Origin of the sequence: Polaromonas aquatica, assembly GCF_050626995.1 — a bacterium.
Classification (GTDB): Bacteria; Pseudomonadota; Gammaproteobacteria; order Burkholderiales; family Burkholderiaceae_C; genus Polaromonas; species Polaromonas aquatica_A.
This window is the reverse complement of record NZ_CP192467.1, coordinates 3,401,788-3,415,012: the sequence shown is the minus strand read 5'-3', so window position 1 is coordinate 3,415,012 and position 13,225 is coordinate 3,401,788. Positions and strand designations below refer to the sequence as shown.

Here is a 13,225-nt window from a genome sequence, read left to right as displayed (position 1 = left end):
AAAGCTTCAACATGAATCAAGACCTTTCCATTGTCAGCCTCATCCTCAATGCCAGCTGGGTCGTTCAGGCTGTGGTTGCGCTGCTGGTCGGTGTGTCCATTGCCAGCTGGGCCGCCATTTTCCGGAAAATCATTGCCCTGAAAAAAGTGCAGAAGCTCAATGACGAATTCGACCGCGAATTCTGGTCGGGTACGAGCCTCAACGACCTGTTTGCCGGCGCCGCACAGAATGCCAAGCATTCCGGCCCGATGGAGCGGATCTTCGCCAGCGGCATGCGTGAATACCAAAAGCTGCGCGAGCGCCGTATTGTTGACGCGGGCACCTTGCTGGACGGCGCCCGCCGCGCCATGCGCGCGAGCTACCAGCGCGAACTTGATGCCATTGAGGCCAATCTTGCCTTTCTCGCCACGGTGGGTTCCGTCTCGCCGTACGTCGGCCTCTTCGGCACGGTCTGGGGCATCATGCACGCCTTCACCGGCCTGGCGGCCCTGGAGCAGGTCACGCTGGCCACAGTGGCGCCGGGCATTGCCGAGGCGCTGGTAGCTACCGCCATCGGCTTGTTTGCGGCTATCCCGGCTGTCGTGGCCTACAACCGCTTCTCGCACGACATCGACCGCATTGCCAACCGGCTCGAAACCTTCATCGAAGAGTTCTCCAACATCCTGCAGCGCAACCTGGGCGCCCAATCACCTTCGGGCCACTAAAAATGTCGGCCCCCACGCTTTTCACTTCGTGTAATACGCTGCCCCCCCAGGGGGCTGGCCTTGCTCGGGGCGGCCCTTCGCTGCGGCCGTCCGTCTAGGAGACCGCCATGCCAGCAGTCAACTCCCGCCGCGGCCGTGGCCGGCGCACCATCAGTGAAATCAACATGGTGCCGTTTATCGACGTCATGCTGGTGCTGCTCATCATCTTCATGGTGACGGCGCCGCTGATCACGCCCAGCATGATCGCGCTGCCCAAGGTCGGCAAGGCGCCCAGCCAGCCGCAAAACCCGGTGCAGATCCTGATCAGCAAGGATGAAACCGTGCAGATCAAGATCAAGACCGACAGCGTGCCCAGCAATGTGCGCAACGTCGCAGGCGATATCGCCCGGCTGGAACCGGCCGTGAAAGCCGCCGGCGCCGAAGCGGTGCCCGTGGTCATCAGCGCCGACAAATCGATCAAGTACGAAACCGTGGTCCAGGTCATGGACAACCTGCAAAAAGCCGGTGTGTCACGCGTGGGTCTCTCGGTGCAAACCGGCAACAAGTAGCCTCCCGCACCCTCGCCATGCCCAGTGCCGCAGACCGCCTCGAATTCGGACCACCTCGCGACAGCGGGTCGCTGCGCGCATTCGGACTGGCCCTGCTCGCCCACATCCTGCTGATGGCCGCGCTCACCTGGGGCATCAACTGGAAGCACAGCGACAAGGCCGTGTCGTTCGAGGCCGAAATATGGTCCAGCGTACCGCAGGCAGCCGCTCCCAAACTGGTGGAAGCCCCTACCGCGCCTCCTCCACCGCCTGCTCCTCCCACACCGGAAGTAAAGACGCCGCCGCCGGCGCCCAATGTCGACATCGCCCTGGAGCAGGAGAAAAAGCGCAAACTGCTGCAGCAGCAAAAAGAGGCTGAAAACCAGAAGCAGGAAAAGCTCAAAGCCGAACAGCTCGCGAAAAAAGAAAAAGAACAGAAGGCCAAAGAAGAGCAGGCCAAACGCAAGGCTGCCGAAGAGGCCAAAAAGGCCGAGGCGAAGAAGCAGGATGCGAAAGACGACGAGAAGCAGAAGCTGGCCGACGCCGCAGCGAAGAAGCAACGCGAAGACAACCTCAAACGGATGATGGGCCAGGCGGGCGCCACCGGCAGCGCCGACGCCACCGGCACGGCACAAAAGGCCGGCGGTCCATCAGCAAATTACAAAGCGCGACTGGCGGCCTTGTTCAAGCGCCACGTCTACTTTCCAAATTCTGGAAGCATCGAGGGCAATCCTAAAGCCATTGTCCAGGTGCAAGTCTCTTCCACGGGTCTCATCCTAAGTTCGAAGCTGACAAAATCTAGCGGGGTGCAAGCTTGGGACGACGCTGTTCTCCGAGCAGTAAAGAATACAGAACGCATTCCTCCAGATGAAAACGGCAAGGTGATTACAGACTTTCCCGTTGAATTCGGGCCCAAGGACTAGGTGCTACATTTTTATAGCATACTTCCCCCGCTTTTACTGGGCTGAAGGCCTGTTTCACTCGTAAACAATCTGTACCAGCCCCTTGTCGGCTTGCGCCATCCAGCTGGCCAGCGCTGCATCGGTCGGAAAGAATTTGGCCGCCTCACCCAGATGAAGTTCCGCTGCCACACCGCCAGCCTCGCCCTGGCGCCTGAGGCTCAAACGTACCGGCAAGCCGCGGCTCAGCTCTCCCTGGTCTGACATCTCGCGGCGTGGCGGGAAATCCCTGACCAGCCTGGAAATATCCGGTGCCGTACCGTTGACCGCCACGCGCAGGTACTTGCCAAATTTGCAGCGGGCAGTTTCCAGGTCCCATACCTGCGTGACCTTGAAGCGGCGGCCGAAGCGCTCCGACGCACCCTGCAGCGTGCCCTGCACGATCACCAGTTCGTCGTCCTTGAGCAGGTTGCGGTTGGCATTGAATGTCGCTTCGTCCACCGAGGCCTCGAGCACGTCGGTCTTGTCATCAAGTTTGAAGATGATCAACTTGCCGCGGTTGCCGTTGATGATGCGCAGGTCGCTCAGGATGGCAGCCAGCAGCTGCGGTTCACGCGAGTCGATCAGGTCTTCTATCTTGCGTTTGGCGAACTGGCGGACTTCGGTCTCCACCTCATCAAACAGGTGGCCTGACAGATAAAACCCGATCGCGGTTTTCTCCTGCACCAGGCGTGCCTTCACGCCAAAGGGCATGGCCTCGACCAGCGGTGGCTCCTGGGTGCTGGCAGCGTGCGAATCGGACATGTCGAACAGCCCGCCCTGGTTGGCGTTGGCTTCGGTCGCGGCGGCGAATTCAAAGGCACGGTCCACCGACGCCAACAGCGACGCACGGTTGAGCTGCAGGTTATCAAACGCGCCACCCTTGATCAAGGCCTCCACCGTGCGCTTGTTGAGGCGGCTGCGGTCCACGCGCACGCAGAAGTCGTACAGCGAGGTGAAAGGGCCGCCTTCCTTGCGCGCCGCGACGATGGCAGCAATCGCCTGCTGGCCCGTTCCCTTGATCGCGCCCAGGCCGTAGCGCACCGAGGTCGCGCTGATGGGCTCGAACCGGTATTCGCCGCGGTTGACGTCGGGCGACTCGAACTGGATGCCCATCTTCTGCGCGTCGCCGAACAGGATCTTGAGCTTGTCGGTGTCGTCCATTTCCACCGTCATGTTGGCGGCAAAGAATTCGGCGGTGTAGTGCACCTTGAGCCAGGCCGTGTGATAGGCCAGCAGCGCGTAGGCGGCGGAGTGCGACTTGTTGAAGCCGTAGCCCGCGAACTTTTCCATCAGGTCGAAGACCTCGTCGGCTTTCTCTTCGCTCAGGCCGCCCTCGCCCGCGCCCTTGCGGAAGATCTCGCGCTGGGCGTCCATCTCCTCTTTTTTCTTCTTGCCCATGGCGCGGCGCAGCAAGTCGGCGCCGCCCAGCGAGTAGCCCCCCAGGATCTGCGCGGTCTGCATCACCTGCTCCTGGTAGACCATGATGCCGTAGGTCTCTTCAAGGATGGCCTTGACGCGCGGGTCCGGGTATTCGGGCACTTCCTTGCCCTGCTTGCGCGCGATGTAGGTCGGGATCAGCTCCATCGGCCCTGGCCGGTAGAGCGCATTCATGGCGATCAGGTCTTCCAGCCGGTCCGGCTTGGCGTCTTTCAGCATGCGCTGCATACCGATACTTTCAAACTGGAACACGGCTTCGGTCTGCCCGCGGCCGAAAAGCTCATAGACCTTGCGGTCGTTGAGCGGCAGGTCCTCGAATCTGAAGTCTTTTTGCGCCGGGTGGCGCGCAATGATGAACTCCCGGGCGATTTCCAGGATGGTCAGCGTCGCAAGGCCCAAAAAGTCGAACTTCACCAGGCCGATGGCTTCCACGTCGTCCTTGTCGAACTGGCTCACGGCGGAGTCGCTGCCGGGCTGCGCATACAGCGGGCAGAAGTCTGTCAGCCTGCTGGGCGCGATCAGCACGCCACCGGCGTGCATGCCGACGTTGCGGGTCAGGCCTTCGAGTTTTTGCGCCAGTTCCAGCAAGGTGCGCACATCCTCTTCCTTGCGCTCGCGTTCGGCCAGGACGGGCTCCTGCTCCTTCGCCTGTTCAATCGTGATGTGCTGGCCTGGCTTGTTCGGGATCAACTTGGAGATGCCGTCGCAAAAGCCATAGGGGAAGTCGAGCACCCGTCCCACGTCGCGAATGGCGGCGCGCGCGGCCATGGTGCCGAAGGTCACGATCTGGCTCACGGCCTCCTTGCCGTACTTGTCCTTGACGTAGTCGATCACGCGGTCGCGGTTGCTCTGGCAGAAGTCGATGTCGAAGTCGGGCATGGACACCCGCTCCGGATTCAGGAATCGTTCGAACAGCAGGTTGTATTGCAGCGGGTCCAGGTCGGTGATCTTGAGTGAGTACGCGACCAGCGAACCAGCCCCCGAGCCCCGGCCAGGGCCGACCGGGCAACCATTGTTCTTGGCCCAGTTGATGAAGTCACCCACGATCAGGAAGTAGCCTGGGAACCCCATCTTCAGGATGGTGTTGATCTCAAACTCCAGCCGCTTCACATACTCCGGCCGCTTCTGGTCGCGCACCGCCACGTCGCGGTACAGGTGTGCCAGGCGTTCTTCCAGTCCTTCGAAAGACGCATGGCGAAAGTATTCATCGATCGGCATGCGCACGCCGTTGACTTCCGGCGTCGGGTAGTCGGGCAGCATGGGTTTGCCCAGCTCCAGCGTGAGGTTGCAGCGCCGGGCAATTTCCACGGTGTTGGCCAGCGCGGTGGGTACATCGGCAAAAAGCGTGGCCATTTGGGCGGCCGACTTGAAGTACTGCTCTCGCGTGAACTTGCGCACGCGGCGTGTGTTGCCCAGGATTTCGCCTTCCGAAATACACACCCGGGCCTCATGCGCCTCGTAATCGTCGTAGGTCAGGAACTGAACCGGGTGCGTCGCCACCACCGGTAGCTTGAGCCTTGCCGCCAGCTGGACGGCCGCCGCCACATGGCGTTCGTCGTCGGGGCGCTGGGCGCGCTGCAGTTCCAGGTAAAAACGGTGGGGGAAGAGCCCTGCAAAGTACAGTGCGCACTCCACGGCGCGGGCGCTGTCGCCTTGCAGCAGCGCCTGGCCCACAGCCCCGCCCTGCGCCCCCGACAGGGCAATCAGGCCTTCATTCAGCTCCTGCAGCCATTCGAGCTTGACGACGGCCTGGTCGCGCACCACGTTTCTGGTCCAGGCGCGCGTCAGGATCTCGGACAGGTTCAGGTAGCCCTGGCGGTTTTGCACCAGCAGCAGCAGGCGTGCAGCGGGCGCCCCGGCGTCCTTGCCTGGCGCCTGCACCCATACATCAGCCCCAATCAGGGGTTTGACGCCAGCGCCGCGGGTTTCCTTGTAGAACTTGACCGTGCCGAACAGGTTGGACAGGTCTGTGATGGCCAGTGCAGGCTGGTGGTCCGCCGCCGCCGCGGCCACGACTTCATCGATGCGGTTGGTGCCGTCGACGACTGAAAATTCGGTGTGAAGGCGCAAATGAACAAACATGCGGATCATTTTAGGGCCGGGGCTGACCGCTTGGCCGGCACTTTGCCAGGCAATGCCTTTCAGGCCTGCCTACAATTCACCGCATCATGCAAATTCTGAACATTGCAGCCTATAAGTTCGTCACGCTGGCCCAGCCCGAAGTGCTGCAGACCAGCATCGGGCAAGCGCTGGAACAGCGCGCGATCAAGGGCACGGTGCTGCTGGCCGAAGAAGGCATCAACCTCTTCCTGGCTGGCCCCGCCGGCGATATTCATGATTTTTTGGCATGGCTAAAACAGGACGACAGATTCGCGGACCTGCAAGCCAAGGAAAGCTGGTCCGGCGCCCAGCCGTTTCGCAAGCTGCTGGTCAAGGTGAAACCGGAAATCATCCGCATGAACCACCCCGCCATCCAGCCGGCCGCCGGGCGCGCTCCGGCGGTGGACGCAGCCACGCTCAAGCGCTGGCTGGATGCGGGGCACGACGACACCGGCCGCCCGGTGGTGACGCTGGACACCCGCAATGACTTTGAGGCCGATGTCGGCACCTTCAAAAACGCCATCGACTGGCGCATCAGCAAGTTCACCGAATTCCCAGAGGCCCTGCAGGCGCACAAAGAGGAGCTGGCCGGCAAGACTGTGGTGAGTTTCTGCACCGGCGGCATCCGCTGCGAAAAAGCCGCCATCCTGATGCGCGAAGCCGGCATTGAAAACGTCTGGCAGCTCGAGGGCGGCATCCTCAAGTATTTTGAGGAAAGCGGGCGGGCGCATTTTGACGGTGAATGTTTTGTGTTTGACGAACGGCGGGCGCTGGACCCTGAACTGAAGCCTCAGGTCAATCCTGTGGCCAAGCCGCTGTCGAGGCCCACTCTCCCAGCCGTCCCCACAGCACTCGGGGTCTTGTCTGACAGCTGAGGGATATGTGCCGTGCGAAGCTTTCACCTGCTCACCGCCATCACCATCACATCGCATCGACACCCCTGCCTTACTTTTTGTGCATGCCAATGAGGCGTCCCGCGCCTCCAACACACGGTAGCCATCATGCCCCTAGAGTCATCCCATTCGCGTATCCCCTCCCCCCAGGCCCGGCCATCCGCGTTGGCCACACGGTTCAGCGCGGTGCGCCAGCAAACCGAAGCCCTGATCAAACCCCTGAGCCCCGAAGACTGCCAGCTCCAGTCCATGCCGGACGCCAGCCCCGCTAAATGGCATCTGGCTCACCTGACCTGGTTCTTTGAAACTTTTATCCTGGAACGCTTTGAACCCGGCTTCAAGCCGTTTGACGCTAGCTTCAGGGTGCTATTCAACAGCTACTACAACGGCGTGGGCGACAAGTACCCACGGCCCAAGCGCGGACTGATCAGCCGCCCTTCCCTGGAGGAGGTGCTCGCCTACCGCGCTCAGGTCAACCAGCGCATGCTGGAGGTGATCGCACAGGTGGCAGCCGGTGCCGACACCGCGCAGCAAAGCGAGTTGGCCGAGCTGGTCACCCTTGGCCTGCACCATGAGCAACAGCACCAGGAGCTGCTGCTGACGGACATCAAACACGCGCTGTCCTTCAATCCGTCGCACCCCGCCTATGCCACTCATTGGCCCCTGGCGGGCATCCATCCCCAACCTGTGAACTGGATACGCCATGACGGCGGCCTGGTCGCGCATGGGTTTGACGCCGGGCGCGACGGTGAGTTTGCCTTCGACAACGAGACACCCCGGCACAAGGTGTATGTGGCAGCCTTCGAACTGGCCAGCCGGCCCACCACCAACGGCGAACTTATGGCTTTTATCGCCGACAAGGGCTATCAGCGCCCGGAACTGTGGTTGTCCATGGGCTGGGACTGGGTGATGGAAAACCACATCAGCCTGCCCTTTTACTGGCAAGGCCGCGAAGGGGCTTACCAGCACTTCACGTTGCAGGGACTGATCGATGTGGATCCGAACACGCCGGCTTGCCATCTCAGTTACTTTGAGGCCGACGCTTTTGCACGCTGGTCCGGCGCACGCCTGCCGACTGAATTTGAATGGGAGCTGGCAGCACGCGGTGTGGCCGCCAGCGCCGCGCTGCAAGGCAACTTTGTGGAGAAAGCCGCCTACCACCCCCTGCCGCAGCAGGAGGAGAGCCATGGGGCGTCAGCGCAAATGTACGGTGATGTCTGGGAATGGACACAGTCCAACTACAACCCCTACCCCGGCTACAAGCCCTGGGAAGGGTTGGTGGGCGAGTACAACGGCAAGTTCATGTGCAACCAGTTTGTACTGCGCGGCGGCTCCTGCGCCACCCCGCAAAGCCATATGCGTGCGAGCTACCGTAACTTTTTCCCGCCCGATGCGCGCTGGCAATTCAGCGGCCTGCGGCTGGCGCGTGACCTGCCGGGCGGCCGGCCCTGAGAAGAACTATTTGCGATTACTCACGCAGCACGTCCAGCACGTCCGAGTTGAATTCACGGTTGTACAGGATCAGCACCACCACGGCAGTGGCCAGCGCAAACGCAAAGGTGGAAAAAAACCAGGCCATGATGGCAAAACTGAAGTAGTAGCCGCGCAATCCGTCGTTAAAGGTTTCAGCCGCCAGGCTCACCATGCGGCTGGCACGAGTGGCGAACGCTTCACGGTCGAACTTGCCCACTTCAAATTCCTGCGGTGACGGCAGGGAGCCGATGAGCAGGGCGACAAAGGTGTACTGGCGCATGGACCAGCTGAAGCGGAAAAACGCGTAAACAAACACCGCCACCATCAAAAGCACCTTGAGGTCGAATATCAGCACTGAGGTGCGCACGGCAAACGGGATTTCGCGCACCAATTCGGCCGCCTTGTCGGTGGTGCCCAGCAGCGCGAACAAGCCACCAATAATGATGATCGTGGTCGAGGAAAAAAAGGCCGGAGTGCTCGAGAGATTCTGCGTGATGATGCCGTCGATCACGCGCGGGTCGCGTGATGTCGCCTGCATCAGCCAATGGTGCCGGTAGCGGTTGGTAGTACGTAACAGCGAAGGCCGTTTTACACCATAGTGCCGGGCAAACCACGCATAGCCCATCCAGCCACCAAAGAACCAGACGATGGCTAACCAGTCCGACCAGGGAAGCAGGGTGAAAATTTGCATCGCGTGATCTTAAACGCAGCGCTTTTCTCAAAAGGCTTTGCCGGGCTACTGGTCTTCAGCCCGCGGTGAACTTCCGCTCGGGCAACGGAATGAATTCAGTCTCTCCGGGCACCTGCCCCATGGCCTGGGCGGCCCAGTCCTCGCCGGCCTGCACGATGCGCTCCTTGCGGCTGGAGACAAAGTTCCACCACATGAAGCGGTGGGCATCCAGCGCGTCGCCACCGATCACCACCAGACGCGTCGCGGTGCTTGCACTGAGCTGCACTGCGGTGCCGGGCGAGAGGGTCGCGAGCGTGTGCATCGCCAGGGGTTCCCCGTCCAGCAGCAAGTCACCGTCCACCGCATACAGCGCCATCTGCTCCGCTAGCGGCGGCAGTATGAAAGGCGTATCCGCTGCGAGCGCTATATCCAGATAAAGGGTTCTGGAAAAAGTCTTGACGGGAGAGACCTTTCCGAATGCGTCTCCGACCAGCACACGCACCACCGCACCGTCCACAGATACTTCGGGAATGCTATCCGCAGGTGTGTGTGAAAACACCGGCGCAGTTTCTTCAAACTCTGCGGGCAAGGCAGCCCATAGCTGCAGGCCATGGTTCACATAGGCGGTGTCACGCAGGTCGTCGGGCGCGCGCTCCGAATGCACAATGCCCCGTCCTGCCGTCATCCAGTTGATGGCCCCGGGCTCTATGCGCTGGGCAGAACCGATGCTGTCACGGTGCATCATGGCGCCTTCGAACAGATAGGTCACGGTAGCCAGGCCAATGTGCGGATGCGGCCGCACATCGTGGTCGGCGCCGGGCTGTTCAGTCACCGGGCCAAAGTGATCAAAGAAAATGAAAGGGCCAACCGATTGCTGCTGCGCGGAAGGCAGCAGGCGCCGCACCATGAAGCCGCCGCCCAGGTCCTTGTGATGCCCGGTCAGTTTCAGTGCAACGCTCACGCCAGCCGCTCCACATCAGTCGTGATTTCCGTCGTGACCGTGCTCATGAGTTTGTGCACGGGGCATTTCTGGGCAACGGTGTGCAGTTCCTGTAATTGGGCGTCTGTCAAGGCACCCTTGATCTGGAGTTTGGTGGCAAGCTTGTAAACGCCGGCGCGCTCCTGGGAGTCGTCCCGCTCAACCTGCGTTTTTATCTCGTCGACAGGGATGCCCTTCTTGCGGGCGTACCACATCACCGTCACGGCCTTGCAGGCGCCGAGCGCCGCGTCATACAGGTCATGGGGTGAGGGGCCTGCGTCGTCGCCGCCTTCTGCCAGGGTGGCGTCGGTAACCAGTTCGTGGCTGCGTATCTGCAGATGCTGGGCCAGCTCCGCGGGAAGGTTGCGCCTGAGTTCAATGGTCATAACAATTCCTGAAAAGAAAAAAGGATCAGGGAGCGAATCTCGCCGCTATACCGGCCACGCGCTGCCCAAAATTGCGGGCGTTGTCCAGGTCGCCTGCGTTCATTTCGCCGGCGCCTGCATCCGATGGCGATTGTGCGACAGCGCCACTGTAAGAGCCGAGATAGTTGGCGTCGCTGCGCTCCGCGGCCTTGCTGTTGCTGGGCATGACGCCCTGGCTGATCCAGATGCCGCCATGCTGCATGGCCAAAGTAAAGAGGTAATTCAGCGTCGACATTTTGTCGCCGCTCATGGCTGCGCTGTTGGTGAAGCCGGCAAACAGCTTGTCCTTCCAGGCCTGGGTGTACCAGGGTTTGGACGAAGCATCGGCAAACTTCTTGAACTGCCAGCTGACGCTGCCCATGTAGGTGGGAGAGCCCATGATGATGGCCGTGGCGGCATCAAGCGTTTCCCAGCCGCCTTCGGGCAGGTTGCCGTCGGCATCAATGGCCACCAGTTCGGCGCCCGCCCCTTCGGCGATTGATTGCGCCATGCGCTGGGTATGGCCGTAACCGGAGTGGTAAATCACGACAACTTTGGACATTCGTGTCTTTCGCGGCAGAGTTGATATCTGGAGCAGGCAAACAAAAGGGCTGCAGCTTTGGGCATGAACCCCTGCTGCAGCCCTGTTGACGAATCAGCCCTTGGTCTTGGCGTCCACGCTCCAGGCGCCACCACCAAAAGCCGCGATGCTGAACAGGCCGCCAACGATGGCCATGTTCTTGAAGAACGCCATTTGTTGCGTGGGGTCAACCCAGAACGCATGGAAGATGCAGGTGATGACAACCGTGAAGACGCCGATGGCCAGCGCCGCCCAGCGCGTCTGGAAGCCCACAGCCAAAAGGATGCCCAGGCCGAGCTCCACCACGATGGCAATGGCGGCTGCGACTTCAGGCAGCGGCACACCCTTGGACGAGATGTAGCCTACGGTGCCTGCAAAGCCGGCAATCTTGGAAAAGCCGGCAGGTACAAACAGCAGGGCCAGCAGCAGACGGCCAATCAGCGACAGCGGGTTTTGCAGGGAATTGAGCATGGTGAGTCCTTATAAATAAAGTTAACGGGGGAAATGATGGATGAAAAAAACACTCTGGGCAAGCGCCATGTGCTCATGCGCATGGCGTTGCACGGGGTGTAGGTTGGCGGTGTTTGCTCCGGGCCTTAAGGCGCCAGGTCAAACACCAGTACTTCGGCGCCCTGGCCTCCGGTCAGTTGCAAGGCGGCTTCCGACTGAAGTGCGGCGGCGTCGCCGGCCTTCAGCTCCCGGCCGTTGACTTCAAGCTGTCCACGGATCAGGAACACGTAGGTTTTGCGCTTCGCATCGAGCGGCAACGTGAAGGTTTCCGCGCCGTCAAACAGGCCCGCATACAGCCTTGCATCGGCATGGATCAGCACCGAGCCCTGGCTGCCGTCAGGCGAAGCCACCAGGCGCAAGGTGCCACGCTTTTCCGCATCGGCAAATGTTTTTTGCTCGTAGCTGGGGGGAATGCCGGTGACATTGGGCTCGATCCAGATTTGCAGGAAATGCGTGGTCTGCCCATCTGCGTGGTTGAACTCGCTGTGCTGTACGCCGGTGCCAGCACTCATGCGCTGTACATCACCGGGCGGGATGCCCTTGATGTTGCCGATGCTGTCCTTGTGCGCCAGCTCACCGCTCAGCACATAGCTGATGATTTCCATGTCCTTGTGGCCGTGGGTGCCAAAACCCCGGCCGGCGGCAATGCGGTCTTCATTGATCACACGCAGGTTGCCAAAGCCCATGTGCGCCGGGTCGTAGTAGCCGGCGAACGAAAAGGAATGAAAAGACTTGAGCCAGCCGTGGTCGGCGTAACCGCGTTCGCTGGAGGTTCTTAAAGTCATCATGAGGTGCTCCTTTCAAGGTGCGTTGAACTGCGTTTGCAATGACTCCAATGTAGGCGTGGGAGCCCTGCTTTCCATTGCTGTACTTTGATGGCATCATTCAAATTATTTGAACGTTATTCACTCCAATGACCAATAACCGCATACGCGACGCGCTGACGCCCGAGAGCATCAGCCTAATTGGTGCCGTGCACCGGGCCGGCAGCATGGCGGCTGCCGCGCGCGAGCTGGGCCTGGTTCCCAGCGCCCTCACCTACCGCGTCCGCCAGGTGGAGGACGCGCTCGATGTGCTGTTGTTTGACCGTTCATCACGGCAGGCCAAACTGACCGAGGCCGGCAAGGAACTGCTGCGTGAAGGCAACCGCCTGCTGGCTGAACTCGACGCGGTGGCCAACCGCGTCAAGCGCGTTGCCACTGGTTGGGAGCCGCAGCTCACGCTGGCGGTGGACAGTGTGATCTCACGCACCACCGTGATGGAGCTGTGCGAAGCATTTTTTGCCCTGAACCCGCCCACCCGCCTTCGGATCCGCGAAGAAGCGCTGTCGGGCACGCTGGAAGCACTCACGTCCGGCCAGGCCGACCTGGCGATTGGGGTGGCTATGGAACCGTCCACCAATACATCGGTGCAGCACAAGACACTGGGCAACATTCATTTCATCTACGCCGTGGCGCCGCACCACCCGCTGGCAAAGGCGGCCGAACCGGTGACGGACGCCATGCTGATGCCCCACCGTGCGGTGGCCGTGGCGGATTCGGTGCAGCGCGGCAGCGGCATCACCGTGGGCCTGCTCGGCGGGCAGGACATCTTTACGGTGCCGGGCATGCAGGAAAAACTGCATGCCCAGCTGCGTGGCTTGGGCGGCGGCTTTTTGCCTGAATACCTTGCACGCCCGCATGTTGCCACCGGCAGGCTGGTCGAGAAAAAAATGCAGCGTGCACCACGCCTGGTGCCCATGAGTTACGCGTGGTTGCGATCCGTTGACGGCCATGGCGGGCGGGCGCTGCAGTGGTGGCTCAAGCAACTGGAGAATCCCGCCACGCGAAAAGCCCTGCTGGAGCGCGACCAGTCTGCATGAAAACCCGTAGTGGCGCGCAATAACTGCGCATGCACCGCGGCTGCGTGTAGAGTGTGCGTAGAACAGCTTCCTGAAGTTTTCGTTTATGGTTGAGATGTGATGACCTACACCGGGACGCCGCAAACCGTTTGAATGACCCGCAGCAC

Annotated in this window: 13 protein-coding genes; 6 read left to right on the top strand and 7 right to left on the bottom strand. The window is 61.1% G+C overall.

Features of this window, described 5'->3' with window-relative positions:
• The first annotated feature begins 11 nt into the window (after nucleotides 1–11).
• The 3 genes from tolQ to tolA all read left to right on the top strand — a co-directional run bounded on the left by tolQ (nucleotide 12) and on the right by tolA (nucleotide 2,154).
• Complete coding sequence (gene tolQ / locus ACQ4MS_RS16445) at nucleotides 12–704, top strand: protein TolQ (RefSeq protein ID WP_431095705.1); 693 nt, start codon at nucleotides 12–14, stop codon at nucleotides 702–704.
• A 107-nt stretch (nucleotides 705–811) separates the two neighbouring features.
• Nucleotides 812–1,252, top strand: coding sequence for a biopolymer transporter ExbD (locus tag ACQ4MS_RS16440; RefSeq protein ID WP_431095704.1), 441 nt, complete (start codon nucleotides 812–814; stop codon nucleotides 1,250–1,252).
• Nucleotides 1,253–1,269: 17 nt separating this feature from the next.
• A complete protein-coding gene (gene tolA / locus ACQ4MS_RS16435) occupies nucleotides 1,270–2,154 on the top strand; it encodes a cell envelope integrity protein TolA (RefSeq protein ID WP_431095703.1) in 885 nt (294 codons plus the stop codon).
• Between the two features lie 54 nt (nucleotides 2,155–2,208).
• Here the strand turns inward: tolA and dnaE are convergent, their stop codons facing one another.
• Complete coding sequence (gene dnaE, locus ACQ4MS_RS16430) at nucleotides 2,209–5,691, bottom strand: DNA polymerase III subunit alpha (protein WP_431095702.1); 3,483 nt, start codon at nucleotides 5,689–5,691, stop codon at nucleotides 2,209–2,211.
• Between the two features lie 83 nt (nucleotides 5,692–5,774).
• On the opposite strand from dnaE, the gene ACQ4MS_RS16425 reads away from it, so the two are divergent.
• Together ACQ4MS_RS16425 and egtB are read left to right on the top strand one after the other, a co-directional pair.
• Nucleotides 5,775–6,584: a sulfurtransferase gene (locus ACQ4MS_RS16425; RefSeq protein WP_431099605.1), complete on the top strand. Its 810-nt coding sequence runs from the start codon at nucleotides 5,775–5,777 to the stop codon at nucleotides 6,582–6,584.
• A 126-nt stretch (nucleotides 6,585–6,710) separates the two neighbouring features.
• Entirely contained in the window at nucleotides 6,711–8,054 is a 1,344-nt protein-coding gene (egtB, locus tag ACQ4MS_RS16420) for an ergothioneine biosynthesis protein EgtB (protein ID WP_431095701.1), read from the top strand.
• Nucleotides 8,055–8,070: 16 nt separating this feature from the next.
• On the opposite strand, the gene ACQ4MS_RS16415 is transcribed toward egtB, so the two are convergent.
• From ACQ4MS_RS16415 to ACQ4MS_RS16390, 6 genes are all read right to left on the bottom strand, one after another.
• Nucleotides 8,071–8,766, bottom strand: a complete 696-nt coding sequence (locus ACQ4MS_RS16415) for a DUF599 domain-containing protein (protein WP_431095700.1) — start codon at nucleotides 8,764–8,766, stop codon at nucleotides 8,071–8,073.
• A 55-nt stretch (nucleotides 8,767–8,821) separates the two neighbouring features.
• Nucleotides 8,822–9,706 carry a pirin family protein gene (locus ACQ4MS_RS16410; RefSeq protein WP_431095699.1) on the bottom strand — a complete coding sequence of 295 codons (885 nt, stop codon included), beginning with the start codon at nucleotides 9,704–9,706 and terminating at the stop codon, nucleotides 8,822–8,824.
• Entirely contained in the window at nucleotides 9,703–10,110 is a 408-nt protein-coding gene (locus ACQ4MS_RS16405; protein WP_431095698.1) for an OsmC family protein, read from the bottom strand. Before ACQ4MS_RS16405 ends, ACQ4MS_RS16410 begins: the two co-directional genes overlap by 4 nt.
• Before the next feature lie 25 nt (nucleotides 10,111–10,135).
• The gene (locus tag ACQ4MS_RS16400; RefSeq protein WP_431095697.1) at nucleotides 10,136–10,690 is read right to left on the bottom strand and encodes a flavodoxin family protein; all 555 of its coding nucleotides are present in this window, start codon (nucleotides 10,688–10,690) and stop codon (nucleotides 10,136–10,138) included.
• Between the two features lie 93 nt (nucleotides 10,691–10,783).
• Nucleotides 10,784–11,179: a DoxX family protein gene (locus ACQ4MS_RS16395; RefSeq protein WP_431095696.1), complete on the bottom strand. Its 396-nt coding sequence runs from the start codon at nucleotides 11,177–11,179 to the stop codon at nucleotides 10,784–10,786.
• A gap of 125 nt (nucleotides 11,180–11,304) precedes the next feature.
• Complete coding sequence (locus ACQ4MS_RS16390; protein ID WP_431095695.1) at nucleotides 11,305–12,006, bottom strand: pirin family protein; 702 nt, start codon at nucleotides 12,004–12,006, stop codon at nucleotides 11,305–11,307.
• Between the two features lie 125 nt (nucleotides 12,007–12,131).
• Between ACQ4MS_RS16390 and ACQ4MS_RS16385 the strand changes: the two genes are divergently transcribed.
• Nucleotides 12,132–13,079: a LysR family transcriptional regulator gene (locus ACQ4MS_RS16385; protein WP_431095694.1), complete on the top strand. Its 948-nt coding sequence runs from the start codon at nucleotides 12,132–12,134 to the stop codon at nucleotides 13,077–13,079.
• Nucleotides 13,080–13,225: the final 146 nt, after the last annotated feature.